Origin of the sequence: Helicobacter sp. MIT 03-1614 (assembly GCF_000762925.2) — a bacterium.
GTDB lineage: Bacteria > Campylobacterota > Campylobacteria > Campylobacterales > Helicobacteraceae > Helicobacter_C > Helicobacter_C hepaticus.
Window position 1 is genome coordinate 82,920 of the sequence record NZ_JRMS02000006.1, and the last position, 26,327, is coordinate 109,246.

Genomic DNA, 26,327 nt, shown 5'->3' on the forward strand with positions numbered 1-26,327 from the left:
TTATATTATTTTTGATAGAATCCCCTAAACATTTTACTTCATAAAGGATTCTCTTGGCACATACGGCATTTGAAACAAGCTTGGACACTTTGCTTGAAGAACCAAAAATGTATCGTGTTTTGCTTTTAAATGATGATTGGACAGCAATGGATTTTGTAGCGCGCATTCTTATGGAAGTGTTTGACAAAACTTCTGATGAAGCTACAGCAATTACACTTAAAATCCATAATGATGGAAAAGGTGTATGCGGTATCTACACTTATGATATCGCTGAGCTCAAAATGCAAATTGTAAGTCAAATGGCGAAACAGCACGGATATCCCTTGCGCGTCATTACTGAAGAAATGCCTTAACGAGGAATATTAATGATAGGGCAAAACCTCACACTTGTATTTAATGAATCTATTGATATTGCACGTGAAATGCGACATAATATACTCACAACAGAACATCTTTTCCTTGCTACCCTGAACAACACGCAAGGTATGTCTATTTTAAAAAAATGTGGCGGTAATATCCAAGAAATGCGCCGAATGACAAATCTCTATTTACAAAAATATGTCCCTTTCTCTCACGAGCTCACTAAAAATCCAAAACAAACACCAGCACTTGATAGAATCATTGAAGCAATGGTAAAACACGCCCAAAATAGCAATCGTCAAAATATAGATGTTGGCGATTTACTTGCTTCAATTATGGAGGAAAATCAAAGTTTTAGCACACAGATTCTCAAGTCTCAAGGCATAGATAGATTAAGTGTATTAGAAATTATTACTCATCAAGAACAAGAGCAAGATATATATCAAGAGCAAAAAGAATCACCACGAGATATAAATGAAAGCTACCTAAACAAATACACAAAAAATCTTTCTACTCTTGCCAAAGAAGGAAAAATTGACCCAGTAATTGGACGAGAGGAAGAGATTTGGCGTGTAAGTGAAATCCTCGCTCGGCGCAAAAAAAATAATCCTATCCTTGTAGGAGAGCCAGGCGTAGGCAAAACTGCCATAGCCGAAGGCTTAGCACTTGAGATTTACCATAAACGACTCCCAAAAGTGCTACACAATGCACAAATTTTTGCACTCGATGTAGGTGCAATGATTTCAGGAAGTAAATATCGTGGCGATTTTGAAAAACGTCTCAAAGGTGTGCTTAAAGAAATAACACAAATGCCTCATAGTGTGCTTTTTATTGACGAGATTCATACTATTGTAGGTGCAGGAGCCACTTCTGGGTCAAATCTTGATGCGTCAAATCTCCTTAAACCTGCCCTTGCCAATGGTTCATTGCGATGTATTGGAGCGACCACATTTGCTGAATTTAAGACGCATTTTGATAAAGATAAAGCTTTATTACGCCGCTTTAGCAAGATAGAAGTCAAAGAACCAAGCTTAGAAGATTGCTATAAAATTATTGAGGGCTTAGCCCCTATTTACGAATCTTATCATCATATTAAATATACAAAAAATGCGCTCAAAGCCTGTGTGGATTTATCTGCAAGGTATGTAAGCGATAAATTCCTTCCTGACAAAGCTATTGACTTACTTGATGAAGTGGGTGCAAATATGAGAATCTATCACAACAAAATAGATTCTATCCCAACTATTACAATTAAAGATATAGAATCTATCCTTAGCAAAAGTGTGCATATTCCCAAAAGTTCTATAAGCAAAGATGAAGGAAAATCTCTACAAAATCTCTCTGCCAAACTCAAAGAGCGGATTTTTGCGCAAGATAAAGCTATTGATGAGCTAAGCAATGTTATTAAAACAAACAAAGCAGGGTTAAGTGAAGGCAATAAACCCATTGGTAGCTTTGTTTTTGCTGGACCAAGTGGTGTGGGAAAAACAGAACTTGCAAAAGAGTTAGCACGAATACTTGGGATAGGCTTTGTGAAGTTTGATATGAGCGAATATATGGAATCCCATTCTATTTCGCGTCTTATTGGAGCTCCTGCTGGATATGTAGGCTTTGAACAAGGAGGATTACTTGTAGATGCGGTGCGTAAAACTCCTCATTGTGTTTTATTATTTGATGAAATAGAAAAAGCTCATCACGATATTTATAATATTTTATTACAAATGCTTGATGCGGCAAGTTTAACCGATAATACAGGGAATAAAGCCGATTTTAAAAATGTAATCGTTATTATGACAAGTAATGCGGGTAGCCAAGATGCAAATACTCTTGGTTTTAACGCCAATTTACAGGGCAAAAATGATGTAGCGATAAAATCACTCTTTTCTCCTGAGCTTCGTAGCCGCATTGATAGAATCATTGCATTTAATCCACTTGGCTTACGAGAATACAAACTGATAGCTAAAAAATATATTGATGACATTGCTACTTCATTAAAAGCACGTCAAATTCATCTTAGCATAGATTCTAAAGCACTTAATTATCTTGCTTCACAAAGTATGGATAAATCTCTTGGCGCGCGGGAGATGAAAAAAATCATTGATAGTCAAATTAAACTTGCTCTTAGTGATGAAATTCTCTTTGGTGCGCTTAAAAAAGGTGGGAATGTAAAAATTACGATTGCTCCATTGCCTAACCCACATATTACACTCCTATGCGATAAACCCTCACATAAACCTAAAATTACTTCCAAATGCAAAAAAAATGTTGCCAAAGCTCTTTAATTTTTCTTGGGAAGAAAATCTTGCTTGTGTGTATCGCGCAACATTTGAAAGCTTTAATGGATATTTTAAACCCACTGCAGACTTTACACGGCATACTCAACTTATCGGTTTAGAAAAAGAAATTACTGCCTTAAAAAATAATACACTTGCCTTTATGCAAGGAAAAAAAGCTTCTCACGCTTTGTTGTGGGGGGCTAGAGGTTGTGGCAAAAGCTCCTTAATTCACTTTGTATTAAGTCATTTGCTCTCACCTACTTCACCCTTACGCGTCATAGAAATCAGTAAGGAATCTTTAGGAATTGTGCCTATGGTGCAAGATTGTGTGCGAGAATTACCTTATAAATTTATAATCGTATGTGATGATTTATGTTTTACTCCTTATGAGGAGCATTACAAATCCCTTAAAACACTCCTTGAAGGCTCTTTTGAAAATAAAGCACATAATATTCTTTTTTACACTACTTCAAATCATCGCCACCTCATTACAGAATCTTACGCTCAAGATACTCTTCATCTCAATGATGCTCAAGATGAGATTCTTTCTTTAAGTGATAGGTTCGGGCTCGTGCTAGGATTTTATACCCTTAGTCGCACTGAATTTATGCAGATTCTCAAAATACTTCTTAATATGCCACTTGATGAAAATATCAAACAAAAAGCATTACAATTTAGTGCTATCAAAGGCTCATGTAGCCCACGAATTGCTCAAGAGTTTTGCACACTCTATTACAATGGGATCCTTTAAGTAAGCTTCTACTTTCTTAAACATAAATCATCTCTTATATTTACACAAATAACAAATTTCTTTGTTATAGTTGTTTTTATATAAAACACTAAAGGAGTATATTTATGAAAAATATAATGTTATCAAAAGTTTTATTAAATCTAGTAGCTATTATAGGCTTGATAAATGCTGATACTGCAATGGCAGAAGAAGCTGTGCATTCGTCTCATATGCACCAACATAAGAAAAAATCTCCCACTATTTCAGAGACAATGATAAATTCAATGCATAAACCTATGATGGATACAACATTTGCAGAAAGTGATAATATAGATTTAAACTACCTTTCAAATATGATTCCTCACCATCAAGGCGCAATTGACGCTTCAGAAATACTTTTAAAATATTCTAACAATCAAAAAGTAAGATCTCAAGCTCAAGCAATTATTAAAGAACAAAAAGCTGAAATTAAGGAGTTTCAAAATCTTCTCCCACAGCTTCAAGAACAAAAGAATCTTTATAGTCCCAAAGAAGTAACACTCTTTAATAACCAAGCTAAAGCAGATATGGATACTATGATGAAGAATATGAACGCAACTAAGCTTACTCACCAAATTGACCGCGATTTCCTTGAAGGTATGATTCCTCACCATCAAGGCGCGATTGACGCTTCAAAACAAATATTACAATACACGCAAAATGAAAATATCAAGAATATCGCTAAACGTATTATCCAATCTCAAGGACAAGAAATTGAGACATTCAAAACCATTCTTAAGACTATCAAGTGAATCTAAAAATGCAGGGGTTAAAAAAACTCTTGCGCATACCAAAACAACAAACAAACATTATATTGCAAAAGCTATACAAATAGGCAAAATACAAAAGTTACGCATTATGCGCCTAAGCAAGTATGGTGCATATCTTGGCACACTACCACAAGATTCTATACAACATAGAGAATCTACTTATTCCGCACAGATTTTTACAGAAGTGCTTTTACCTAATAAATTCCTTCCCCCACAAAGTGCAATCAATGATGAGTTAGAAGTATTTGTGCTTACAGATTCAGATGATCGGCTTGTTGCGACTACACAAACTCCAAAAGCACAATATGGCGATATAGTAGAGCTTGAAGTAATAGATTATGCTCCTTTTGGCTGCTTTTTAGACATAGGCGTTGATAAGCATATTTTTATGCCAACTCAAAACCCTACACGCTTTAAATTGCACCAAAAAGTAGTCGTAGTTATCACACTTGATAAACAATCACGCCTTATTGCTAAAACTAATATCAAATCTTATCTCAAACCCGCACCAATGCTACTATTACACAAAAAAATAAAAGCATTTGTCTTTGAGCAAACACCTTTAGGTTTTGGTTGTGTGGTAGAAAATGCTTATTATGGCTTACTTTATCATAATGAATTACCACAAGGGATTACATTAAATATAGGCACACACATTGATGCTTACATCAAAAATACCTCATCACATTCACACCAACGCTCTGATGGCAAACTTGACCTCACACTTAATCCTCCACACTCACAAGAACAAAAGCAATTTTTACTTAATCAAATGCCCTTAGCACTTGATTTTTCTGCCTCGCCCCAAAAAGTCTTTAATACTCTACAAATGAGCAAAAAACTTTTTAAACGACTTATTAATGAACTCACAAGAGAAGGTGAGATTGAATTCATAAGTCACAAGCGTATGTTTGAACGCATCAATAAACCTCAAAAAAAGGAGATTTTATGACAGCACTCATCACTGGAGCATCATCTGGTTTTGGTAAAGCAATCGCTCGGCTTTTTGTCCGCAATGGGCACAAAGTAATTATTCTTGCACGAAGAGAAGAACGAATAAATACGCTACAAAATGAGCTTGGTGCATTATGTGAAAAAATTATATGCGATGTGCGAGATACACAAAAAATAGAATCTGCACTCAAATTGCTTCCTCAAGAATTTCAAAACATTGATGTGCTTATCAATAATGCAGGTTTAGCACTTGGTTTAACCAGCGCGGATAAAGCAAATATTGCCGATTGGGAACAAATGGTAGAGGTTAATATCTTAGCTCTCATAAAGCTTACACATCTTATTTTGCCCCAAATGGTAGCTCAAGGTTATGGGCATATCATCAACATTGGCTCAATCGCAGGCACCTACTCCTATCCGGGTGGCAATGTGTATGGTGCTACAAAAGCTTTTGTAAAAAGATTTAGCCTCAATCTCCGTGCTGATTTATATGATAAAAATATCCGTATAAGTGATATTGAACCGGGCTTATGTGGTGGAAGTGAATTTTCACAAGTGCGCTTTAAGGGTGATGAAAGTAAGGCAAAAAGTGTATATGAAGGCACAACACCTCTTATGCCTGAAGATATTGCTCAAAGTGTATTGTGGGTTGCCTCACTGCCCCAACACATCAATGTTAATACACTTGAAATAATGCCCACAACCCAAGCTCCAGCAGCACTAAATGTATATAAAAATACAAAATAACAAAAAGTATGGTAAAATCTCATCTTTTTTAGGTTTTATGCACGATAATAAAGGAGGATATTATGCAATGGCACGCAAAAAGTTGGAGAAACAAACCCATCAAACAACACCCTATTTATAAAAATCAACAGCTTTTAGAATCTGTTGAAATGCAGCTTAAATCTTATCCGCCACTTGTTTTTGCAGGTGAAGCGCGTGCATTACAAGAACGCTTAGCTCAAGTATGCAAAGGAGAAGCATTTTTATTACAAGGTGGAGATTGTGCAGAGAGTTTTTCACAATTTAATGCCATTAATATTCGCGATTTATTTAAAGTCATCATTCAAATGGGTGCAATCCTTACCTTTGGTGCTTCGTGTCCAATCGTTAAAGTCGGGCGTATTGCAGGACAATTTGCCAAACCTCGCTCAAGTGATATAGAATCAAATGGAGATATTGAACTCCCAAGTTACCGCGGTGATATGATTAATGGTATGGAATTCACACAACAAGCGCGTGAGCACGACCCAAATCGCCTTATTCAAGCTTATAATCAAAGTGCAGCCACACTCAATCTTTTGCGTGCATTTGCACAAGGAGGCTTCGCAGACCTCAATCAGGTGCATAAATGGAATCTTGGTTTTGTTAAGAATAATACATTTGGGCAAAAATATGAAGAACTCGCCTCTCGTATAACTCAAGCTCTTGAATTTATGAAAGCCTGTGGCATTGATTCTGAACATTCTCCTACATTGCGCGAGACAGAATTTTATACCTCACACGAGGCTCTTGTGCTTCATTATGAAGAACAACTTTGCCGACAAGATTCTCTTACGGGAGATTGGTATGATTGTTCGGCACATATGTTATGGATTGGTGAGCGCACAAGAGGACTTGATGAAGCACACATCGAATTCTTGCGTGGTGTAAATAATCCTGTGGGTGTAAAAATTGGACCAAATGCCACAAAAGAAGATATTATGGGTATTTGCGATAAACTTAATCCGCTTAATCAAAGTGGCAGACTTAATCTCATTGTGCGAATGGGGGCTGAAAAAATCAAAAGTAATCTGCCTCTATTATTAGATTCTATCAATCCAGAAGGACGTGAGATTTTGTGGAGTTGCGACCCTATGCACGGCAATACAATCAAGGCAAATAATGGTTACAAAACGCGTGTATTTGATAGTGTGCTTGATGAAGTTAAAAGCTTTTTTGAAATCCATAAAGCCTATGGAAGCTATGCTGGAGGGGTGCATTTAGAAATGACAGGAGCAGATGTAACAGAGTGTATTGGCGGTTCACAAGCAATTACCGAAGAAGGGTTAGCTTGTAATTATAATACTCAATGTGATCCACGACTTAATGCTACTCAAGCTCTTGAAATGGCTTTTCTTATTGCAGATATGATTAAAAATCGCTCATAAACTCTCTATAAAGTTTTAATAAACCTTGTAATTAAACTTTAAATGGTAGAATAAGATTTCATTTTAAAAAAATTATATAAGGAAATCATATGATGAAAATATTAGTTTTTATTGGTATTGCTTTTGGCATACTATCTCATAGTTTTGCAAATGAAATAATTATCAAAAATTATGATAAAACAAATATAAAGATAAATGATTTAAGTAATGTTGATTGGATTAAACAAAGACCAAAAAAGCCTAAATGACAACTACCACAGCAATGGCAAATCCCCCATCGTGGCTGATGCTTAGTGCAATATTTGTTACATTAAAATCATTTATTTTTTCAGATGCAAGATGAATGCTGGGTGCGTTTGTACTACTCTTGCTTATGTGCATATCTAAAAAGTTTAGCTTGCTCCCTATACCTACACCTAATGCCTTAGAACACGCTTCTTTTGCCGCCCAAAATCCAGCTGCACGAGGAATATTTATAGATTTATTGGTATTCATACAAAGAGCTATCTCTTTTTCACAAAGAAAACGCTCCAATGCACCTCTGCCAAACTTCTCTATAAATTTCTGCATACGAGCAATACTAATAATATCAATCCCTATCAATCAACTAACTCACCACAAATTCAACAAAAAAGATATCACTCACTTGTCCATCAATCAAAAATTCATTAATACGTTTTACAATCTCATCTTTGACACGATTTTTTCCTTTTACTGTAGCAACATCTTCAATAGATTTTGAAGAGAGAATCTCAATAATGGTATCTTGCACCATAGGCAGTTTTTTATCCAACTCTGCCTTAGTAGCATTTGCTTTTATCTCATCTTTATCAAGCTCAAATTGCACACTTGTTTTGAGATAACGTTTGCCTGTTTGCGTCATTAAATTCACCGTAAAAGGGATAGGACCCTCTGCAGGATAAATCAATCCCGGAGCAAATTTATCTGTGCTACGCACTGAAACCGTATTGCCTACAATGATTTTAGCAGCTTGTTGTGAAGGTGCACTAGTTTGAGTCTGGGCAACCTCTGCAGGTTTTTGTTCGTGTTCTTCCTCATCGTGTCCTCCGCCTGTCATCATTAGCACTACAACACCTACTAATAGAAGAAGCACTACCACAATGCCAATAATAACAAATAAAATTGCTTTGCTTTTTTTATCTCCGCCACTTTCTGCTGCTTTTTCTTCTTCTGCCATAATTAATCCTTTAATATGTAATAAGTGAGGCTGCTTTTACCAAATTGACGAGTCTTAAGCAGTATATATTCCCCAACAATGGAAGGCATATTATACCCACTCCAATGTTCAAAAACAATAAAATTCACACTACATTGTCCAAGATTTTCTACCATTGTCAAAAGACGTTCATAAATATCTCCCATACCTTCCCTAATGCAAAAGGGTGGGTCAAAATATAAAATCACATTTTCTTTTGCAGTAATCCATCTTTGAAAACTTTGTGTAAAAAAATCGGTATTGTAAGCATAAAATTTTAGCCCTGATGCTCTTTTTTGTGCAAATGCAAGATTTTGCAACAAAATATTATATGCTCTTTTGTCTATCTCATAAAATATTGCTTCACTTGCTCCGCGAGAAAGTGCTTCAATTCCCATCGAACCACAACCACCAAATGCTTCAACAAATACACACTCTACAATATTTGTGCCCATTGTGTTAAAAAAAGATTCTCGCACAATAGATTTCGTTGGGCGCGTGCTTTCTTGATTATTCCATATTAAAGGGAGATGTTTAAGTATGCCTGCTTGAATATGAAATTTTACAACGCCCATCTTTGTATCGCTTGTTCTATGTTAATGTGCTCAATATTTATTAAAATGTTATGTATGCTTCAAAAGAGCGATAATTTTTTGTGTAAGATCTCTTGCACTTTCTTGACAAATTTGTTCTATTTGTGCTTCAAGTTGCCCTTGAATTTTGCGCTGTGGATAACTAGGTGGTGACATAGGTGGCTCAAAGACTTCTGGCAAACTCTGCACTTCTTGTAAATGTGCGGATTGACTAGGCATATCTACTGCTTGAGATTGAATATTCTCATAAAAAGCTTGTATATCTTCAAACAAACTTTGTTGTGTAAAAGGTTTGCGAATGTGTGAATGCACATCATCACTCACAAAACACACTGCTTTGGTATATTTTTTCTCATTGACATCATCAGTAATAATAAAATCACATTCACTTTCACTACTCAGATAGTCTTTTAAGAAAAAACTCAAACTATTTTGCATTAATGGCGAAAAACAAGATATAGCAATTTTCATTTGCTCTCCTTTATTATGTTAGGTTATACAATACTTTATTATAGCTAATCTACCTCTATACTATATTTAAAGGGTCTATATCAATTTCATACATACGCCCTAAATCCTGATGAGTATGAGCATTAAGATAATGTAATAACTCTAAAAGTGCTCGTGCAGAAGGTGAGCGAAGCAATAATATAAAACGATACTTATTATAGAGTCGCTCTACCAATGCCTTAGAATCCCCCACAATCTCTACCTCTCCTAAACCGCGTTTTAAAAGTATTTCACGCACATTTTGCATAGCATTAAGAGCTTTGGATTCTATCTTGTGTGAAAAAGTAAGAGTAGCTAATCTCTGATAAGGCGGATAGAGATGAGGGCGGTTGCGCAATTCATAATGTAAAAAATCCTCATAATCTCTCAAAAATTGCTCTAAAAATATACTATTAGCACTTTGAACATACACTTCGCCATCGTATTTACGCCCACTACGCCCTGCAATTTGATGTAACAAACTTATTGCTCGCTCATTGCAGCGATAATCACTTCCTTTGAGCACATAATCAATACCTAATATTATCGCAAGATTCACACGATGATAATCGTGCCCTTTACTTAACATTTGTGTGCCAACAAGCACATCAATGTCACCATCATTAAACTTTTGAAGTATCGTTTTGAGTTTTGTGTGTGAGGTGATATTATCCCTATCAAAAAGTGTAATTTTTGCGTTTGGAAGTGCTTTTTGTAAGGCTTGTGCAACTTGAGCAGTGCCAATACGATGAGAGTGCAAACTCTCACTCTTACACTTAGGACATAATGTAGGAATAGGTGAACTCCAATGACAATAATGGCAAATAAGTGCATTCTTATCAAGATGTAAAGACATATTTACCGAACAAAATGCACACTCTATACCACTTCCACATTCACTACATACCAGCATCTTATAATGTGCACGCGTAGGGATAAATACAATGGCTTGTTCATTATGCTCAAGTTTTTCTTTGATTTTTGCTACAAGCCCTTCATCAATGGGTGTAGATTCTGTTTCTATTGTCATTTGCGGATTTTGGCTTACTATATAAATAGATTTATGCGAAGTAAAATATCGCCCCCTCAAGCGATATACGCTGTCTTGCTTAATTGCATTATAGTAGCTGACTACACTTGGTGTTGCCGAACCTAAAACAACTTTGATATTTGTTTTGCTCCCGAGATAAAGTGCCATATCACGTGCATTATAATATGGTGTACTTTGGGATTTATAAGCGTCATCGTGTTCTTCATCAACAATAACAAGCCCAAGCTCTCTTATAGGTAAAAATAATGCACTTCTTGCTCCTGCAATTATGCGTATCGTGCCACTATGCAAAGCCAAAAGAAGTTTTCTTTTTTGTGCCGGAGTAACTTTGCTATGCCAAATTCCTACCGCATCACCAAATACTTCTCTAAGGCGGGATTCTATCTGTGGCGTAAGAGCGATTTCTGGCATTAAAAAAAGTGTGTTTTTAGCTTGAGCAAGTGTGTGAGCAATAAGATGAATGTATATTTCTGTCTTTCCACTTCCTGTGTCACCAAAAAGCAAAGGATTAGTGTGAGATAACAAAAATTTGAGAGCTTCATTTTGCTCCCGGCTTAAAGTTTTAAGCTCAAATGTTAGCTCTGCGAGATTCTTATTTGCGCTCTCTTCGCTCTTGCTTTCTTGAGGGACAAAAAGCCCATAACTTTCCCCTAATCCCACACAATAATATTGTGCAATAAATGAAGCTAAAAGTATCTGATGGGGCAAAAAACAATTTGTAATCTTATGCGCAATTTTACATTCAAAAGAAGGTTTATCAAGCGATTGCAATATTACACCAAGATAGGATTTACCGCGCACAACAATAGAACAGATACTCTCTTTGGCACATTCCTCTTCACACTCATAAACAAGCGGCGGGGATTTTAGTCCAATCGGAGCTATAAGGTAATAATTCACAGATTCTCTATGGCGTGAATCTCCACACTTGTATGCGGAGTAGGCATCTCTACACTTTCAAGGCTTTTATAGAGATTTTCAAGTGATTGACAGATGAGGGCATATTCTTGTGCCTTAGTGATATAGAGTTTTAATAGAGTGAGTGGTTCAATTTTTTGGGCAGAAAGTTCTTTAAGTTTCCCCCTTACCTCATCGTGCAAACAATCAAGCGAAATCATATAACGTTTGCCATTAAGTGCTATTTCAAGGCTTTCTTGTGCCATTATTTTAAACCTTCATCAATTCTAGCAAAAAGGTTTTCAAAGCCTCTATCTTTAGAAGCAATTTCTTCATATAAATTAGAGATTTGGCTATCTTTGGCTTCATTTTGTGCTTTAAGTGAAGAAATTTCAAGATGTAAAGATTCTATTTCTTCTTTTTGATGAGCAATTTTTGAGAGCATTTCTTCAATTTTGTGGGAGAGTTTTTCCATTACGCTACTCATTTTACAATCCTTTGGTTGTGAAAAATAGATTATAATTTTAACACAAAATCTTCAAGGAGTGTGGATAAAATGGGAAAATTTATCTTAGATTCTCAATTTGCGCCCGCAGGAGACCAGCCCCAAGCTATCCAAAAAATCACACAATTTATTCATAATGGCGCACAATACTCTACTCTTGTAGGTGTTACGGGCAGTGGCAAAACTTACACAATGGCAAATATTATCGCTAACCTTAATATCCCCACACTTATTATGACACATAACAAAACTCTTGCTGCGCAGCTTTATAGCGAATTTCGTGGATTTTTTCCTAAAAATCACGTGGAATACTTCATCTCGCATTTTGATTATTACCAACCAGAAGCATATATACCGCGCCGTGATTTGTTTATTGAAAAAGATTCTAGTATTAATGAAGATTTGGAACGATTGCGTCTATCAGCTACAACCTCACTTTTAGCTTATGATGATATTATTGTCATAGCAAGTGTATCGGCAAATTACGGCTTAGGAAACCCTGCCGAATATCTCACAATGATTCACAAATTTGAAATCGGACAAGAAGAAGCTCAAAAAACACTTCTTTTAAAACTCGTAGATATGGGTTATACACGCAATGACACCATTTTTGAACGTGGAAACTTCCGCGTAAATGGAGAAGTCATTGATATTTTTCCTGCATACAATGAAAAAGAGTTTATTCGCATTGAGTTTTTTGGCGATGAAATTGAACGTATTGGCGTATTTGATGCATTAGAGCGCACCGCTCTTACACAATTAGAATCTTTTGTCCTCTATGCAGCAAATCAGTTTATTGTAGGGGCACAAAGACTTCAGAGTGCAATTAAAAATATAGAAGCTGAACTTGAAAATCGCCTTGAAGAATTTGTTTCCCAAGATAAACAAATTGAATATCAGCGACTTAAAACCCGCACAGAGTTTGATTTGGAAATGATAAAAGAATCAGGAATTTGCAAAGGGATTGAAAATTATGCACGCCATCTCACAGGCAAAAAAGCAGGTGAAACGCCTTATTCGCTCCTTGATTATTTTGAACAAAAAGGCAAACCTTATCTTCTTATCGTTGATGAATCACACGTAAGTTTGCCACAATTTGGAGGTATGTATGCAGGGGATAGGAGTCGTAAAGAAGTGCTTGTAGAGTATGGTTTCCGTTTGCCAAGCGCGCTTGATAATCGTCCTTTACGCTTTGATGAATTTATCAATAAAACGCCTCATTTTCTCTTTGTCTCTGCAACTCCTGCTCAAAAAGAATTAGAACTTAGCCAAGAACATATTGCCGAGCAGATTATCCGCCCCACAGGATTGCTTGACCCGCTCTATGAAGTGCGAGATGCTGATAATGCCGTGCTTGATTTATATGATGAGATAAAAGCAAGAATTGCCAAAAATCAACGAGTGCTCATTACCACACTTACAAAAAAAATGGCAGAGGAGTTAAGTAAATATTATGCTGAACTTGGCATTAAGGTGCGCTATATGCACAGCGATATTGACGCGATTGAACGTAATCATTTAATACGCGCTCTAAGGCTTGGAGAATTTGATGTGCTTATAGGTATAAATCTCTTGCGTGAAGGACTTGACTTACCTGAAGTGAGCCTTATTGCCATTATGGACGCAGATAAAGAGGGATTCTTGCGCTCTGAAACAAGTCTCATACAAACAATGGGTAGAGCTGCACGCAATGTAGAGGGAAAAGTAATTTTGTATGCAAAAAAGATTACAGGTTCAATGCAAAGAGCCTTCGAAGTTACTGATTATCGCCGCACTAAGCAAGAAGAATTTAATCGCATTCATAACATTACGCCCAAATCTGTGCAAAGGAATGTAGAGCAAGAGCTTAAAATAGAATCTAGTGGCTTAAGTAGGCTTTATGAAAAAGCAAGCAAAAAAATTCCAAAAAGTGAGCGCGAAAGTATCATTAAAGAGCTCAATATTAAAATGCACCAAGCAGCTAAAGCACTTGAGTTTGAAGAGGCAGCAAGATTAAGAGATGAAATTGCTAGAATCCGCACTATGTAGCAGGATTCTAACTCTATAATTAATGTGCTACAGCCTCACTTGCTCCTATACCACTTTGTGCACGGAAATCCTGTGCTTCAAAACCTGCTCTATCAATTTGTGCTCGTTTAGAATTATCCAATTTTGAAATAATAAAAATAAGGATAAAGGTAAGTGGCATAGTAAAAATCGCAGGGTGATCATAAGGGAAAATCGCACTTTCAAAACCAAAGCTTTTCACCCAAATACTAGGACTTAAAATTACAAGTGTAAGCACCACTATAAGCCCTATAAGTCCGCCCCAAAATGCACCCTTTGTGGTAAGGTTTTTCCAATAAATACACAAAAGCAAAATAGGAAAATTCACACTTGCGGCAATCGCAAAAGCTAATCCAACGGTGAAAGCAACATTTTGCTTTTCAAATACAATGCCAAGTGCAATTGCACATATTCCAATACAAATTGTAGCGATTTTAGTTACTCTCATTTCAAGTGCAGGGTCACATTGTCCATTTTTACAAACATTGACAAATAAATCGTGGCTGATTGCACCTGCACCTGTAATTGCCAATCCAGAAACAACTGCCAAAATTGTAGCAAATGCCACCGCACAAATAAAGCCATAGAAGAAATCTCCGCCAAGCACAGAAGCAAGATTTACAGCAACCATATTTGTAACACCATTATAAGCACCATTTGCATCTGTATAATCTGGATTCCCAAGTAAAAGTGCAATTGCACCAAAACCAATGATGAAAGTTAGAATATAAAAATATCCAATTAACCCTGTTGCATAAAATACAGATTTACGAGCTTCTTTGGCATCTTTTACCGTGAAAAATCTCATTAAAATATGAGGCAATCCTGCTGTTCCAAACATAAGAGCTAACCCAAGCGATACTGCAGAAATACTATCAGGTAAAAAACCTCCAGGCGACATAATAGATTCTCCCTTAGGGTGATGTGAAACCGCCTGTGAGAAGTAGTAGCTTAAGTCAAATTTTGTCAAATACAAAATCATAATTGCCATAAAACTTGCACCCGCTAAAAGCAACACTGCTTTAATAATTTGCACCCAAGTTGTAGCGTGCATTCCACCAAAAACGACATAGCAAATCATTAAGATTCCCACAAGCACCACTGCTACACTATAAGGTAAGCCAAAAAGCACCTGTATAAGCTGTCCTGCACCAACCATTTGTGCAATGAGATAAAACACTATAACACTCAAAGCAGAAATAGCAGAAATAATACGAATAGGCTTTGCATCTAAACGATAGGCAGTAATGTCAGCAAAAGTGAATTTACCCAAATTTCTAAATTTTTCAGCAATCAAAAACAAAATGATAGGCCACCCAGCTAAAAATCCTATGGAATAAATAAGTCCATCAAAGCCATTTGTAAATACAAGCGCAGTAATACCTAAAAAGCTCGCTGCACTCATATAATCTCCAGCAATAGCTACACCATTTTGCATACCAGTGATATTACCCCCTGCAGTATAAAAACCACTTGCAGATTGACTCTTTTTGTTAGAAAGATAAGTAATAAATAAAGTTGCAAGCACAAAGGCTAAAAACATACCTATCGCTATTGGATTAATGTCTGATTTTGCACCACCAAAATCAATAGATGCACCAAAAAGCGAATTTACACTTAATAAGCTTAAGCTAAAAAATAAACTTTTCATTACTTTTCCTCCTTTTCTGTTTCAGCTGCTTGCTCTTTATAGTGAATCTCGCCACTTTTAAGTGCTTCAAGCACACCATTTTTTTCTAATTGCTCAAGCACTTCATTTTGGTCTTTATCAAAATAAGTATTTGCCAAAAATGTATAAAGCCCTGTGGCAATAATACAAAGCGCAATAAGAAAAATTCCTAGTATAATACCAAGTGTAATAGAGCTAGGACCTAAACGATAGCCCAATACTTCGGGGAAAAGCCCCACACCTATTACAAATACATAATAACAAACCAAAACAACAAGTGATAAGATAAGTGAAATTTTATTTCTAAAAGCAATAAAATTTCTAAACTTTACAACTGCCTTTTGCTGATTTTCAGATAGCTTCATACTCTCCTCCTAAATTTATTTACGTTAATCCCATTACTCAAAAGCTTGTGCAAAAGGTAACATATATTTATACTAAAAAAATATATGAAACTAAAAGTAATTATTGTATAAAACTTTATTGAAAAATAGAAGAATTGTAACATAATAATTTCATAGTTCTATTTGAGATTTTAGACAAAAGCAAGAAAACAGAATTATAAAATAACAAAGAAATTAAAGAATAAAGTAGCTTGTTAAAGCTATCCTCGCACAAAAAGTGCAAGGTTGTAGCTTTTGTATCATCTTAGAGCTTATCAGCATTTTTAGCAAGGTATTCTGCTACACCTTTAGCATTAGCTTTCATACCCTCATCACCTTTATTCCAGCCTGCAGGACATACTTCGCCGTGCTCTTCAACAAACAACATCGCATCTACCATACGAATCATTTCATCAACATTACGTCCAAGTGGAAGGTCATTAATGACTGCGTGGCGAACTACTTTATTTTTATCAATAAGGAAGCTACCGCGAAGTGCAACTGCACCATTAAAAAGCACATCATAATCACGAGAGATTTGTTTTGTAATATCAGATACCATAGGGAATGTTACTGCGCCAATCCCTCCTTGATTTACAGGCACATTTCTCCACGCAAAATGCACTTCTTTAGAATCAATAGATACTCCAATCACTTTTACACCACGTGCTTCAAAATCTTTCACGCGTTTGTCAAAAGCAATAATCTCACTAGGACATACAAAAGTAAAATCCTTAGGCCAAAAAAATACAACTGCACCATTCTTACCGATGTTTTTGTAGAGGTTAAAACTATCCTCAAAAGTTCCATCTGCTTTAATCGCCTCCGCTGTAAAATCTGGTGCTGGTTTTGTAACTAACATATTGAACTCCTAATAAAAAATATTAATAACAAATTGTTATTGAAATGCTATTGTAATACGCACAAGTAACTCAATAGTAACAATATCAATTTATTGTATTAAAAAGTATATTGATAAGCTATGCTTGCGAGCATTGGGCTTTTCCAATAAAATTCCTCATCATAGTTTGCTTTCATCGGCATTTTGCAATACAACTCCAAATGATGTTTTGCACCACCGGTAAAAGCCAAACCAAAATTATAAAAATTTCTTCCACCTTTTAAATACACATAGTTCAATATACTTTTGTGCTTTCAAAATTTAAACTTCCAAATCCAACTCCACTAAAAAACCCAATATATTGATAAGTATTAGGAATACGTAAATCAACAAGTACATCAATATTCCAAGCCATAAAATCTTGTTCAACTTGTGTTAAAGTATTCTCTGTTTCTCCTCTGCCAATATGTGCATCAGCATAGATTCTAAAGCCAAATATACTATTATTGATGGAAAAATATTGATAACCCAATCTTGCGCCACCCACAGCCAAATCACCTTTTGCAGAATGTAATAAAGTCTTATATTCCATAGGCATAAATCCCGCACTAATGCCCAATAACACACCGCTACGATTTTTTCCAAACATTTTATCAGATTCTTCATCAAGCTCTTGTGTGATTTTATTAGTTTGCGCAAAATCCTGCTGCACAGGATTATTTTGTAATTTTTCTTCAGGATAGGAATATTGAAGTGATTTGAGCCTCTGCTCAAGCTTTTCTACTTCTTTTTACTTCTTTTGTTCCTCTATGGCTTGTTGAGATTCAATCTCACGAATTTTTCGCTCAAGTTCCGCTTTTCTTTCACTCAAACTATCTACATTAAGAATCTGCGCAGTTACTAAAGCATAAAATATATAATATCGCTTTTTCATCAAAATCTCCTTAGATTCTTACTAAAAGCGATATTATACCCCCTTAAATTCTGCTTAAAAATACACTCTCATTTTTGTCCATATACTGCGTCCTGGCTCATAGATTCTAGTTGTGGGCGCAATATCTAATGCTCCAATGTCTATGCCATTTTTAGAGAGATGATAAGCATAAAGTGTATTTGTGAGATTATCTACTCCTGCTAGAAGCATAAAATATTTATGTTTGTAGCCTCCATAAAGATTAAGCGTTACAAATCCTTTAGAATTCCCTAAATCCTTACCTACCACATTACCATAATTAAATGCATAACGATTTTGTGCAGCGTTTGCAATTACATCAAGGCGTAAAAGCCAATTGCCATTCTCATAAAAGCTTGAGATTTGAGCCTGAAGTGGGGCGACTTGTGGAAGTGGTGAATGAGATTGTAAGCCTTGTTGGGTACTTAGATTTAAACCATAAGTATAAGCAAGTGAACCATAGAAGTGCAAACTATCCCACACAATATACTCTGCTTCTACCTCCCCACCTGCAAGAAAAGCATCGGTATTAAAAGCACTTGCTGTTGCTGGAATATAGTTGATTAAAATATAATTTGCCATATGCGAAGCATAGGCTGAAACCTTACTCTTAAATACATCGTCTTGATAAGTAAGCCCCACATCAAACTGGGTATTTGTTTCTGGTGAAAGATTCATACCATTAGCCTTACTTCGCTCCCAAAAGTCCGCTCCTCTCTGCGCTACACCTAATCCCGCATATAATGTGGATTTATCTAGATAATGTTCATATCGCACAAAGGCACTTGCAAGGTTATTTTTATCCTCTGCTGCACTTCGTGCTGCTAGCTGTTTTCGTTCTGTTACAAGATAATCATATCTTGCACCAAAGGCTATACCAAAGTTTGATTGTGAATGATATTGCCCTTGTGTGAAAAACCCTAGATTTTTGAAAGTAAAGTTTGGATTGTATTTTTGGTTAAGCACATTATTTGCATCTTGCAAAGTCGCACCTCCACCATTGCGACTCTCGTGCGAATCGTGGTTATAATTACTCCCCACATAAAACTCTACATTCTCACCAAAATAGAATCTCCCCTCTACCCTACCACCTGTATTTGTGCGTTTAGGATTACTAATATTGTAAAGATTATTATTTATTGCTTGTGGTGGGCGATGTGAAAAATTATCCATAATATGGTCTATAGCATTATGCCAAAGCCGCACATCAAGCCTATCAAAAGTATCATTAATATGCTGCTCTAAGGCAAGGTTATAGGAGATTCTATCAAATGTCCGAGCGTCCATTGCTCTATCTGCATAAGAAGCCCAGCCACGTCCTATATCAATATCAAACTCAAGAGCTGTGCTTGAAGTAGGTGTAAGTGTGCCTATAATACTTGCAGATTCTCTATTATAGGCTGAATGCACGATTCTCCTATCTCCAGCACGATAATCTGCAGATTCATAATGTGAAACTATCGCCTGCAAAGAACCATATTTTCCCCCAGCTAAAGCATTCGCATTTATATCAAAACGATTAAAACTCCCATACATTGCACTTGTATCAACATTAAAACTTCCCTTACCAAGTCTTAAAATATCGCGTTCAAAAAGTAAGCCACCACTTATAAGTGCACCATAACGAACATCTTGAGGACCTTTAAGAAAAGTGATACGATTGTAATTTTCCGGAAATATATAAGTCGTAGTCGTATCCATACGCCCGCCACAAGCACCATTTAACACACCGCTATTTAAAAATATAGGTAATCTTGAAGCAACTTGTGAGCGAAATATAACCTCACTTCCACCACCACCTTTGCGAGTCATAGAGAATCCAGGTACTTGCAGCATTGACTTGGCAATATCGCCGCTGTGCAAAATCGTATCTTTACCTTGCCAGGTTATATTTGTTGTAGATTGTAAATCTTTGCTAAAAACCGCCTTTACTACAGATTTAGGTAATACACGTTTATTTTCTACAATGCCTCTACTCGTGTTTGAGCGCTCATTTGCAGCAGATTCTAAAATATTATCTGCATAAGCAAAAGTGCTAAAAAGCATCGCTACTCCCATAGAAACATAAATTTTTCCCATAAAACTCTCCAACCCAAATTAATTTCTAGACATTATTGCAAAAAAAAACAAATTTGAATTGTGTGCAAGTCTTAATGTTTTGCTAAATGCAATGTGCAAGATTTGCAGAAAATACAAAATACAATATGTAAGTTTAAAATTTTGTGTTAGCATTTCACATAAAATTTAAATTACAAGGCGAGTTTATGAAAAAATCGTTTCTATTCACTTCAGAATCCGTAACAGAAGGACATCCAGATAAAATGGCTGACCAAATCAGCGATGCAGTTCTTGATTATATTATTGAGCGTGATAAAAAAGCTCGTGTAGCGTGTGAAACGCTTGTGAGCAATGGTTTTTGTGTTATTGCAGGCGAACTAAAAACAAGTGTGTATGCGCCTATGCAAGAAATTGCCCGCAAAGTAGTGCAAGAAATTGGCTACACAGACGCACTTTATGGTTTTGATTATCGTTCAGCAGCAGTGCTTAATGGCATTGGTGAGCAAAGCCCAGATATTAATCAAGGCGTAGATAGAGAAGATGGCGAAATTGGTGCAGGCGACCAAGGACTTATGTTTGGTTATGCGTGTAAAGAGACACCTTCACTTATGCCTCTGCCTATTTGGCTCTCTCATCGCCTTACGGAAGGTTTGGCACAAAAAAGAAAAGATGGCACTCTACCTTTTTTGCGCCCCGATGGCAAATCACAAGTAACCGTGCGCTATGAAGATGGCAAACCTGTGAGTATTGATACGATTGTTATCTCAACCCAACATAGCCCAGAAACGCAACAAAGTCATTTAAAAGATGCTGTAATTGAAGAAATCGTGCAAAAAGTGCTTCCACAAGAATATTTAAATGATAATATTCGCTATTTTGTTAATCCCACAGGCAAGTTTGTTATTGGAGGACCACAAGGTGATGCAGGCTTGACAGGGCGCAAAATCATTGTAGATACTTATGGCGGAAGCTGCCCTCACGGCGGTGGTGCATTCAGTGGCAAAGACCCTAGTAAAGTGGACAGAAGTGCTGCATACGCAGCACGCTATGTTGCTAAGAATCTCGTAGCAAGCGGTGTATGTGATAAAGCCATTGTGCAAGTAGCCTATGCTATTGGGGTAGTAGAACCTGTTTCAATTCTTGTTGATACGCAAGGCACAGGAAAAGTTGAAGATTCTAAACTCACTGAATGCGTAAAAGCAGTATTTCGTTTAACACCTAAGGGTATTATAGAATCGCTTGATTTGCTCCGTCCAATCTATCGTAAAACAGCAGCTTATGGACATTTTGGACGCGAATTAAACGAATTTAGCTGGGAAAAAACAGATAAAGTTGAAGCAATTAAAGATTTTTGTGGTATAAAATAAATTATAGAAATTTCTTATACAAATCTGCGATTTTTAGATTCTCTATGCGATACTTTACTTGGAGATTCTTTTTTTGCAGATGTATTTTCCTCATCTTTGGCATTTTTGCCCTTTACACTTAATAAAATTGGCACACCTTCAAAATCAAATTGCTCCCTTAACATATTGATAATATATCGCTTGTAGCTAAAATGCAAACTTTCTGGGCGATTGCTCACAAGCGCAATTTGTGGCGGATGTGTGGCATATTGCGTAGCATAATAAATTTTGACAATCTTGCCGTGATCGCTTGGAATATGATGATGTGCTACTGCTTGAGCGATAACATCATTAAGCGCACTTGTAGGGATTCTATATGCAAAACGCTGATAAACCTTCAAAATTTCCTTTTTAAGTTTATCAATATTACGCCCATTAAGAGCACTCAATGTCATCACTGGAGCGAAAGAAAGAAATGGGAATCTATGCTTAAATTCTTTGATGATTTCTTTATATTCCTTATGCTTTTTGTCCCATTTATTTAGCACAACAATCACTCCCAAAGCGTGTTTAGGAATAAGAGAGCTAATTTTTTCATCTAATTCAACAAAACTTTCGCTCGCATCAAGGACTAAAATCACAATATGACTTTGGGCAAGTGCTGCATTTGTGCGTAAAAGTGCAAATTTTTCAATCCCCCAAATCTTACTCGCGCGTCTAATCCCTGCCGTATCCACAAATCTTACTCTTTTGCCCTCTATATCCATTTCATCATCTACAGGATCAATAGTCGTTCCAGCCACTTCACTTACTACACTTCTCTCTTTACCCAAAAGTGCATTTAAGAGGGAGCTTTTGCCTACATTTACGCGTCCAATAATCCCAACAGCAATGTTTTCCTCACTCTTATTTGGAGTAGATTCTAAAATACCCAAAAACTCCTCTAAACTCTCATCAATCTCTTCGTTATCCATTTGTGAGCGCAAATTATTACTTAAAGATTGCTCCTTTGCAAGAGAGAGGAGTTCAAAAATAGCTTCAAGCAAAATACTTAACCCACGATTGTGATGCACAGAAATAAAATACATCTGTTCTGCACCAAAACACGCAAAATCCCACGCTTGTTGCTTGATTTTATCATTATCAACCTTATTGATAACAAGCACAAGCGGTTTTTTAGCCTTTTGAATTGTGCGAAAATATGCAATATCATCATCTTGAGGCACAACATTCCCATCAACCATATATAAAACTAAATCTGCCTCTTGCCCTGCTCTGAGCGAATTGGCAGATACTTTGGCAAATAAACCCTCTACCTTATCAATTCCACCTGTATCAAGTAGTTCTACTTCTACGCCACTTATATCAAAACACGCTCTTTTTACATCACGCGTTGTCCCACTTACATCTGAAGTGATAGCTAAATGTTGCTTGATAAGTCGATTAAAAAGGGAGCTTTTGCCTACATTGGGTTTGCCCAAAATTGCAATTGTTTTCATTGAGATTCTCTATTTGATAAAATATTTTTACAAGACATCTTAACCAAAGTTGGATTAAATTTGGATTTTAGATTGATAAAATAACTTTTTGATAATTTTCGCTTAAACCCCTTGCAAATACCAAATATCAGGCTTTATAATACTCATTTTTTGCTTACTTAAGGTGTGAAAATAAAAAGGGGAATAAAATATTTAAAGACTTTTTATAGCTTCTTTTAATAAAATATTTTTCCAACGATATTTTATTAAACTTAGATTCGGATTAGCAATAAGGAAGCACAAATGAGAGTATCTCTGCATCTCGCCATCTGCTATATATATCTTGGATTAAGCATACTTATCACAGGCTGCGCAAAAACAAATGCACCCTTAGAAAATCAACCCTCTGCTAAACAAGCTCAGGAAGAAAGTGCCAAATCCCAATCTCATTTTAAAACAAAATCAAAATTTGAAGAAGTCTATGTCAATGAAGGTATAATCTTTATACTAAAAGAAGATGATGCAAATATTGCCCTCTATGGTAAATCTTACGCACTTTTACCTCGCTCTAAAGCTCTTAAAGCATTTCTTAATCAGCAAAAATCAATATTTGATGTGCGCACGCTTCGCTCCAACAAAAGTATGACGCAAATTTACAATCAAGGTAAAAATATTCTTTTTTATTACTCAAGCACCAAAGGCTCAAATCTCTATAATAGAATCGCTCCTAAACGCTTTAAACTCACGCTTGAAGAATTTAGCGATGAAAGTAAAGAACCTCACGAAATCTTACAAATTTATAGAATCCATCATTTTAACAAAGCCATTTTAAATACGCCTTGTATTATTGTCCAAAGTAATCAATTTATCCGTGATAGGGCACGGAGTGAAATGCTCATTAATCTTGATAAACATATCAATGCTAAGCTTTTAAGTCAAAAAGAAACAGAACTTTTCTTAGAATGCTCCATAGAAGAAAATGAAGATATTTCAAACCAAATAAGCCAAATATAAAATGACATTACCTATAATACAAAACATTTAACTTTACTTTTTAAAGGCTATTCTTTATGCGAGGTTTTAAAATCTTTAGTGGTTCAGCTCATACACTTTTTAGCAATGAAGTTGCCAAATGCCTTGATATTTCCCTCTCTAAAACAACAATCAACCGCTTTAGCGATGGTGAGATTAATGTGCAAATTGGAGAATCTGTGCGTGGCAAAGACATTTTTATTATTCAACCTACTTGTGCTCCAGCAAATGACCATTTAATGGAACTTCTTATTATGACTGATGCACTTAAACGCAGTGGAGCAAAAAATATCAATGCAGTGATTCCATATTTTGGCTATGCAAGACAAGATAGAAAAGTAGTCCCACGCGTGCCCATTACTGCTAAACTTGTAGCAAATCTCATAGAACAAAGCGGTATCCACCGCGTCATCACAATGGATTTACACGCAGAGCAGATTCAAGGATTTTTTGACATACCCGTGGATAACCTCTATGGTTCTATTGTATTTCGTGACTATTTGAAAACTAAATCCTTTAAAAATCCTATTGTTGCTTCACCTGATATTGGAGGTGTAGCGAGAGCTAGACATTTTGCTGATAGAATCGGAATGGATTTGGTTATCGTAGATAAAAAGCGTGAGAGGGCAAATGAAAGTGAGGTGATGAATATCATCGGTAATGTAGATGGCAAAGACGTCATTCTCATAGATGATATGATTGACACTGCTGGGACAATGTGCAAAGCCGCTGATGTGCTCAAATCTCGTGGTGCCAATAGTGTTATTGCATTAGGCACACACCCTGTGCTTAGTGGTCCAGCACTTGAGAGAATAGCCAAAAGTGCGCTTGATGAAGTTGTGGTAACAAACTCTATTCCTCTGCGCGTTGCACACCCAAAAATTAAAGTTTTAAGTGTTGCACCACTTTTTGCAGAGGTTATCCGTAGAATCTGCCATAATGAAAGTGTCAATTCACTCTTCTTCTAAATCGTTATGGGAAATATAGAGATTATAAGCCTTTTAAGCATTGCTTTTTTTGCCTCATTTGGGCATTGCATAGGTATGTGCGGAGGTATAGTATTAGCATATAGCACACTTTATATGCCTGTGCAAGATTCGCAAGTAAGCACAGCTTCACACACTTTACAAAAGCCAAAAAGCCATATCACATCTTTTATCTCCTCATTCATTACACAAATACCCTTTCACCTCCTTTATCATTGCGGTAAAACTACTACTTATGCTATACTTGGTTTCTTAGCTGGGAGCATAGGATATATTGCTTCACCAAATAATGAAATAAAATATGCAATAATGCTTATTGTAGGCACGCTTCTTGTCATTTTTGGCATAGGAATAGCGTGGCTACCTAAAGTTACGAGATTTTTACATACACCACTTCCTTTTCAATCACTTAGCAAAATAATGCGTTTTTTGCTCACAAAAGGTTCAATATGGCGACTTTATGCACTTGGCTTATGCAATGGATTACTCCCTTGCGGCATAGTCTATTATTTTCTACTCACTGCCGCGGTATCTGGCAGCGGTATCAATGGCGCAATCACAATGTGCCTTTTTGGCATAGCTGCTACACCTGCATTACTTGCACTAGGTCTTATAAGCACAAAAATGCAAAATAAGCGAATATTATTTTTGCGACTTGGAGGCGTGGGTATGATAGGCTTTGGTTGCTATGAAATATATAAAGCTCTTAGGGCTCTAGGATTTATAAGTGCTTGATTAATACAAAAGAAACACAGCTTTTTTGTATTATAATTTTTTATGTTTTGATATTTTATGACATTAAATTTATGGCAAAATTATAAATTATAGGAAACGGATATTCTTAGTTCTATATTAAACTTGAGAGAAAGTGAAGTGAAAATCTAAAAAAATTGCACAAAATTTATAAAATACTCACAAAAAATAAATAAAATTTGTTATAAATACTCTAAATATTTTGAGGAGAGTTTATGCAAAAATGTGCATTTTTTGATAGAGATGGAGTGATTAATCAAGATAATGGCTATGTATATAAAATTAAAGACTTTATCTTTTGTGATGGGCTTTTTGCATTACTAGAGACACTTAAAGCACAAAATTACCTCTTACTTGTTATTACAAATCAATCTGGCATTGCGCGCGGCTATTATAGCGAATCTGATTTGAACACACTTCATCAATATATGCAAGAGAGACTCAAAGCACAACTTGGCTTTGGTTTTGATAGAATCTATCACTGCCCTCATTTACCGAGCGAAAATTGTGATTGTCGGAAACCTAAAATAGGTATGATTAAAGCGGCTTGCAGAGATTTTAATATTGATTTAGCACATTCATTTTTTATAGGCGATAAAATTACAGATATGCAATGTGCACAAAATGCACATATTAATGGGAAATTTTTACTAGGAGAGGCACAAGTAAATGATAATTCGCTTAAAAATGTGCAAAAGATTGCAACTTTACACCAACTCCATAGTATAATAAAAGAATCTCACTTTTAAA

Annotated in this window: 29 protein-coding genes; 14 read left to right on the top strand and 15 right to left on the bottom strand. The window is 36.0% G+C overall.

Features of this window, described 5'->3' with window-relative positions; translation table 11 throughout:
- Window positions 1–53: 53 nt before the first annotated feature.
- From LS66_RS05505 to LS66_RS10075, 8 genes are all read left to right on the top strand, one after another.
- On the top strand, window positions 54–353 hold the full coding sequence (locus tag LS66_RS05505) for an ATP-dependent Clp protease adaptor ClpS (protein WP_034364865.1): 300 nt from the start codon (window positions 54–56) through the stop codon (window positions 351–353).
- Between the two features lie 12 nt (window positions 354–365).
- Window positions 366–2,642, top strand: coding sequence for an AAA family ATPase (locus LS66_RS05510; RefSeq protein ID WP_034364869.1), 2,277 nt, complete (start codon window positions 366–368; stop codon window positions 2,640–2,642).
- Window positions 2,623–3,387: an ATP-binding protein gene (locus tag LS66_RS05515; protein WP_034364871.1), complete on the top strand. Its 765-nt coding sequence runs from the start codon at window positions 2,623–2,625 to the stop codon at window positions 3,385–3,387. Before LS66_RS05510 ends, LS66_RS05515 begins: the two co-directional genes overlap by 20 nt.
- 104 nt (window positions 3,388–3,491) lie before the next feature.
- Window positions 3,492–4,157 (top strand): DUF305 domain-containing protein, encoded by a 666-nt coding sequence (locus LS66_RS05520; RefSeq protein ID WP_034364874.1) that lies wholly within the window; start codon window positions 3,492–3,494, stop codon window positions 4,155–4,157.
- Window positions 4,120–5,127: a S1-like domain-containing RNA-binding protein gene (locus LS66_RS05525; protein WP_201273658.1), complete on the top strand. Its 1,008-nt coding sequence runs from the start codon at window positions 4,120–4,122 to the stop codon at window positions 5,125–5,127. The genes LS66_RS05520 and LS66_RS05525 overlap by 38 nt, the downstream gene beginning before the upstream one ends.
- The gene (locus tag LS66_RS05530) at window positions 5,124–5,876 is read left to right on the top strand and encodes an SDR family NAD(P)-dependent oxidoreductase (protein WP_011116399.1); all 753 of its coding nucleotides are present in this window, start codon (window positions 5,124–5,126) and stop codon (window positions 5,874–5,876) included. The genes LS66_RS05525 and LS66_RS05530 overlap by 4 nt, the downstream gene beginning before the upstream one ends.
- 62 nt (window positions 5,877–5,938) lie before the next feature.
- Window positions 5,939–7,282: a class II 3-deoxy-7-phosphoheptulonate synthase gene (locus LS66_RS05535; protein WP_034364879.1), complete on the top strand. Its 1,344-nt coding sequence runs from the start codon at window positions 5,939–5,941 to the stop codon at window positions 7,280–7,282.
- A gap of 89 nt (window positions 7,283–7,371) precedes the next feature.
- Complete coding sequence (locus tag LS66_RS10075) at window positions 7,372–7,530, top strand: hypothetical protein (RefSeq protein WP_161594730.1); 159 nt, start codon at window positions 7,372–7,374, stop codon at window positions 7,528–7,530.
- Here the strand turns inward: LS66_RS10075 and acpS are convergent.
- From acpS to LS66_RS05570, 7 genes are read right to left on the bottom strand one after another with little or no spacing between them, the layout of a single operon-like run.
- The gene (gene acpS, locus LS66_RS05540) at window positions 7,523–7,885 is read right to left on the bottom strand and encodes a holo-ACP synthase (protein ID WP_034364881.1); all 363 of its coding nucleotides are present in this window, start codon (window positions 7,883–7,885) and stop codon (window positions 7,523–7,525) included. The genes LS66_RS10075 and acpS overlap by 8 nt on opposite strands.
- Before the next feature lie 4 nt (window positions 7,886–7,889).
- Window positions 7,890–8,480: a flagellar basal body-associated protein FliL gene (gene fliL, locus LS66_RS05545; RefSeq protein WP_034364884.1), complete on the bottom strand. Its 591-nt coding sequence runs from the start codon at window positions 8,478–8,480 to the stop codon at window positions 7,890–7,892.
- A 2-nt stretch (window positions 8,481–8,482) separates the two neighbouring features.
- Complete coding sequence (gene rsmD, locus LS66_RS05550; protein WP_034364887.1) at window positions 8,483–9,073, bottom strand: 16S rRNA (guanine(966)-N(2))-methyltransferase RsmD; 591 nt, start codon at window positions 9,071–9,073, stop codon at window positions 8,483–8,485.
- A 48-nt stretch (window positions 9,074–9,121) separates the two neighbouring features.
- Window positions 9,122–9,562, bottom strand: coding sequence for a hypothetical protein (locus tag LS66_RS05555; RefSeq protein WP_052057251.1), 441 nt, complete (start codon window positions 9,560–9,562; stop codon window positions 9,122–9,124).
- 55 nt (window positions 9,563–9,617) lie between these two features.
- Window positions 9,618–11,531 (bottom strand): primosomal protein N', encoded by a 1,914-nt coding sequence (locus tag LS66_RS05560; RefSeq protein ID WP_034364889.1) that lies wholly within the window; start codon window positions 11,529–11,531, stop codon window positions 9,618–9,620.
- Window positions 11,528–11,794: a hypothetical protein gene (locus LS66_RS05565; protein WP_034364891.1), complete on the bottom strand. Its 267-nt coding sequence runs from the start codon at window positions 11,792–11,794 to the stop codon at window positions 11,528–11,530. Before LS66_RS05565 ends, LS66_RS05560 begins: the two co-directional genes overlap by 4 nt.
- Window positions 11,794–12,015, bottom strand: a complete 222-nt coding sequence (locus LS66_RS05570; protein ID WP_011116389.1) for a hypothetical protein — start codon at window positions 12,013–12,015, stop codon at window positions 11,794–11,796. The genes LS66_RS05565 and LS66_RS05570 overlap by 1 nt, the downstream gene beginning before the upstream one ends.
- A gap of 69 nt (window positions 12,016–12,084) precedes the next feature.
- Between LS66_RS05570 and uvrB the strand changes: the two genes are divergently transcribed.
- Complete coding sequence (uvrB, locus tag LS66_RS05575; RefSeq protein WP_034364895.1) at window positions 12,085–14,061, top strand: excinuclease ABC subunit UvrB; 1,977 nt, start codon at window positions 12,085–12,087, stop codon at window positions 14,059–14,061.
- A 19-nt stretch (window positions 14,062–14,080) separates the two neighbouring features.
- Here the strand turns inward: uvrB and LS66_RS05580 are convergent, their stop codons facing one another.
- From LS66_RS05580 to LS66_RS05605, 7 genes are all read right to left on the bottom strand, one after another.
- Complete coding sequence (locus LS66_RS05580) at window positions 14,081–15,730, bottom strand: cation acetate symporter (RefSeq protein WP_011116387.1); 1,650 nt, start codon at window positions 15,728–15,730, stop codon at window positions 14,081–14,083.
- A complete protein-coding gene (locus LS66_RS05585) occupies window positions 15,730–16,113 on the bottom strand; it encodes a DUF485 domain-containing protein (RefSeq protein ID WP_011116386.1) in 384 nt (127 codons plus the stop codon). The genes LS66_RS05580 and LS66_RS05585 overlap by 1 nt, the downstream gene beginning before the upstream one ends.
- Before the next feature lie 283 nt (window positions 16,114–16,396).
- Window positions 16,397–16,993 carry a peroxiredoxin gene (locus LS66_RS05590; RefSeq protein WP_011116384.1) on the bottom strand — a complete coding sequence of 199 codons (597 nt, stop codon included), beginning with the start codon at window positions 16,991–16,993 and terminating at the stop codon, window positions 16,397–16,399.
- A 98-nt stretch (window positions 16,994–17,091) separates the two neighbouring features.
- Complete coding sequence (locus LS66_RS05595; protein ID WP_034364898.1) at window positions 17,092–17,271, bottom strand: hypothetical protein; 180 nt, start codon at window positions 17,269–17,271, stop codon at window positions 17,092–17,094.
- Window positions 17,268–17,684: an outer membrane beta-barrel protein gene (locus tag LS66_RS05600; protein ID WP_034364901.1), complete on the bottom strand. Its 417-nt coding sequence runs from the start codon at window positions 17,682–17,684 to the stop codon at window positions 17,268–17,270. Before LS66_RS05600 ends, LS66_RS05595 begins: the two co-directional genes overlap by 4 nt.
- A 78-nt stretch (window positions 17,685–17,762) precedes the next feature.
- Entirely contained in the window at window positions 17,763–17,906 is a 144-nt protein-coding gene (locus LS66_RS10080; protein WP_161594731.1) for a hypothetical protein, read from the bottom strand.
- Window positions 17,907–17,960: 54 nt separating this feature from the next.
- The gene (locus tag LS66_RS05605) at window positions 17,961–20,003 is read right to left on the bottom strand and encodes a TonB-dependent receptor domain-containing protein (protein ID WP_236096983.1); all 2,043 of its coding nucleotides are present in this window, start codon (window positions 20,001–20,003) and stop codon (window positions 17,961–17,963) included.
- 185 nt (window positions 20,004–20,188) lie between these two features.
- Here LS66_RS05605 and metK point away from each other — a divergent pair, with 185 nt between their 5' ends.
- Entirely contained in the window at window positions 20,189–21,349 is a 1,161-nt protein-coding gene (gene metK / locus LS66_RS05610) for a methionine adenosyltransferase (RefSeq protein WP_034364904.1), read from the top strand.
- Between the two features lie 14 nt (window positions 21,350–21,363).
- Here the strand turns inward: metK and der are convergent, their stop codons facing one another.
- Window positions 21,364–22,827 carry a ribosome biogenesis GTPase Der gene (gene der / locus LS66_RS05615; protein ID WP_034364907.1) on the bottom strand — a complete coding sequence of 488 codons (1,464 nt, stop codon included), beginning with the start codon at window positions 22,825–22,827 and terminating at the stop codon, window positions 21,364–21,366.
- Between the two features lie 282 nt (window positions 22,828–23,109).
- Between der and LS66_RS05620 the strand changes: the two genes are divergently transcribed.
- From LS66_RS05620 to LS66_RS05635, 4 genes are all read left to right on the top strand, one after another.
- Window positions 23,110–23,820, top strand: coding sequence for a hypothetical protein (locus tag LS66_RS05620; protein ID WP_052057253.1), 711 nt, complete (start codon window positions 23,110–23,112; stop codon window positions 23,818–23,820).
- Between the two features lie 56 nt (window positions 23,821–23,876).
- Complete coding sequence (locus LS66_RS05625; RefSeq protein WP_034364909.1) at window positions 23,877–24,806, top strand: ribose-phosphate pyrophosphokinase; 930 nt, start codon at window positions 23,877–23,879, stop codon at window positions 24,804–24,806.
- A 6-nt stretch (window positions 24,807–24,812) separates the two neighbouring features.
- Window positions 24,813–25,559, top strand: coding sequence for a sulfite exporter TauE/SafE family protein (locus LS66_RS05630; RefSeq protein ID WP_034364912.1), 747 nt, complete (start codon window positions 24,813–24,815; stop codon window positions 25,557–25,559).
- A gap of 233 nt (window positions 25,560–25,792) precedes the next feature.
- Window positions 25,793–26,326: a D-glycero-beta-D-manno-heptose 1,7-bisphosphate 7-phosphatase gene (locus LS66_RS05635; protein WP_034364916.1), complete on the top strand. Its 534-nt coding sequence runs from the start codon at window positions 25,793–25,795 to the stop codon at window positions 26,324–26,326.
- Window position 26,327: the final 1 nt, after the last annotated feature.

What these genes read in the sequence shown, in the direction of transcription:
- LS66_RS05585 (WP_011116386.1), bottom strand. Translation starts at nt 16,113, where the DNA reads ATGAAGCTATCTGAAAATCAGCAAAAGGCAGTTGTAAAGTTTAGAAAT.
- LS66_RS05520 (WP_034364874.1), top strand. Translation starts at nt 3,492, where the DNA reads ATGAAAAATATAATGTTATCAAAAGTTTTATTAAATCTAGTAGCTATT.
- fliL (WP_034364884.1), bottom strand. Translation starts at nt 8,480, where the DNA reads ATGGCAGAAGAAGAAAAAGCAGCAGAAAGTGGCGGAGATAAAAAAAGC.
- LS66_RS05515 (WP_034364871.1), top strand. Translation starts at nt 2,623, where the DNA reads ATGTTGCCAAAGCTCTTTAATTTTTCTTGGGAAGAAAATCTTGCTTGT.
- LS66_RS05625 (WP_034364909.1), top strand. Translation starts at nt 23,877, where the DNA reads ATGCGAGGTTTTAAAATCTTTAGTGGTTCAGCTCATACACTTTTTAGC.
- LS66_RS05570 (WP_011116389.1), bottom strand. Translation starts at nt 12,015, where the DNA reads ATGAGTAGCGTAATGGAAAAACTCTCCCACAAAATTGAAGAAATGCTC.
- LS66_RS05605 (WP_236096983.1), bottom strand. Translation starts at nt 20,003, where the DNA reads ATGGGAAAAATTTATGTTTCTATGGGAGTAGCGATGCTTTTTAGCACT.
- LS66_RS05555 (WP_052057251.1), bottom strand. Translation starts at nt 9,562, where the DNA reads ATGAAAATTGCTATATCTTGTTTTTCGCCATTAATGCAAAATAGTTTG.
- LS66_RS05635 (WP_034364916.1), top strand. Translation starts at nt 25,793, where the DNA reads ATGCAAAAATGTGCATTTTTTGATAGAGATGGAGTGATTAATCAAGAT.
- uvrB (WP_034364895.1), top strand. Translation starts at nt 12,085, where the DNA reads ATGGGAAAATTTATCTTAGATTCTCAATTTGCGCCCGCAGGAGACCAG.
- LS66_RS05510 (WP_034364869.1), top strand. Translation starts at nt 366, where the DNA reads ATGATAGGGCAAAACCTCACACTTGTATTTAATGAATCTATTGATATT.
- LS66_RS10080 (WP_161594731.1), bottom strand. Translation starts at nt 17,906, where the DNA reads ATGAAAAAGCGATATTATATATTTTATGCTTTAGTAACTGCGCAGATT.
- der (WP_034364907.1), bottom strand. Translation starts at nt 22,827, where the DNA reads ATGAAAACAATTGCAATTTTGGGCAAACCCAATGTAGGCAAAAGCTCC.
- rsmD (WP_034364887.1), bottom strand. Translation starts at nt 9,073, where the DNA reads ATGGGCGTTGTAAAATTTCATATTCAAGCAGGCATACTTAAACATCTC.
- LS66_RS10075 (WP_161594730.1), top strand. Translation starts at nt 7,372, where the DNA reads ATGATGAAAATATTAGTTTTTATTGGTATTGCTTTTGGCATACTATCT.
- LS66_RS05630 (WP_034364912.1), top strand. Translation starts at nt 24,813, where the DNA reads ATGGGAAATATAGAGATTATAAGCCTTTTAAGCATTGCTTTTTTTGCC.
- LS66_RS05565 (WP_034364891.1), bottom strand. Translation starts at nt 11,794, where the DNA reads ATGGCACAAGAAAGCCTTGAAATAGCACTTAATGGCAAACGTTATATG.
- LS66_RS05580 (WP_011116387.1), bottom strand. Translation starts at nt 15,730, where the DNA reads ATGAAAAGTTTATTTTTTAGCTTAAGCTTATTAAGTGTAAATTCGCTT.
- metK (WP_034364904.1), top strand. Translation starts at nt 20,189, where the DNA reads ATGAAAAAATCGTTTCTATTCACTTCAGAATCCGTAACAGAAGGACAT.
- LS66_RS05535 (WP_034364879.1), top strand. Translation starts at nt 5,939, where the DNA reads ATGCAATGGCACGCAAAAAGTTGGAGAAACAAACCCATCAAACAACAC.
- LS66_RS05620 (WP_052057253.1), top strand. Translation starts at nt 23,110, where the DNA reads ATGAGAGTATCTCTGCATCTCGCCATCTGCTATATATATCTTGGATTA.
- LS66_RS05530 (WP_011116399.1), top strand. Translation starts at nt 5,124, where the DNA reads ATGACAGCACTCATCACTGGAGCATCATCTGGTTTTGGTAAAGCAATC.
- LS66_RS05590 (WP_011116384.1), bottom strand. Translation starts at nt 16,993, where the DNA reads ATGTTAGTTACAAAACCAGCACCAGATTTTACAGCGGAGGCGATTAAA.